The organism is Aminobacter sp. P4_D5, assembly GCF_056401815.1.
On record NZ_JBFUIP010001312.1, the window covers coordinates 1 to 535 of the forward strand.

The following is a 535-nucleotide window of genomic DNA, read 5'->3' on the forward strand; positions in this document are numbered from 1 at the left end:
GGGCGAGATCGGCGACAAGCTGCAGGAACTGCGTGCGCTGGGCGAAGACCCGACCGCGCTGTTCAGCACGCTGCTCGGCGCGATCGGCGGCCTGGCCGGCGGCTTCAGCCCCGATGGCTTCCCCGTCGCGCGCTATGTCGGTGCCGTGGCCGAGGGCGGCAAGATCGTCGCCGACCTGCTGCACGAGGTGGATGGCACCCCGGCCTCCTGGTTGCGCGCGCTGAAGCTGCCGGTGGGCGAGGGCCTGTCCACGATCGGGCGCAACATCGAGGAGTTCGGCCGCGCGACCTTGGGCGACACCGGCCGCTTCACCCATGCCATGGCGCTGGCCGGCAAGGGTCTTGCTGCCGATCCGGAGGCGCTGATCGAGCMGGGTCTGGGCTTCCTGCTCCCCTTCGGCGGCGCCGATATCGGCGGGCTGCGGCGGTTGCTGGATGGCACGCTGCCGGCACTCTCGGCGTTCAGCCTGCCGGCGACCCGCACCGCCGGGCTGCTCAAGGCGCTCGGCGACGTGCGGCTCGCGGCCTCCGGCGCG

1 protein-coding gene is annotated in these 535 nt (G+C 73.2%); it reads left to right on the forward strand.

Annotated elements, in window-relative coordinates:
* The coding region (locus tag AC1DWF_RS38120) for a hypothetical protein (RefSeq protein ID WP_476843589.1) at positions 1 to 535 on the forward strand (535 nt) is incomplete at both ends.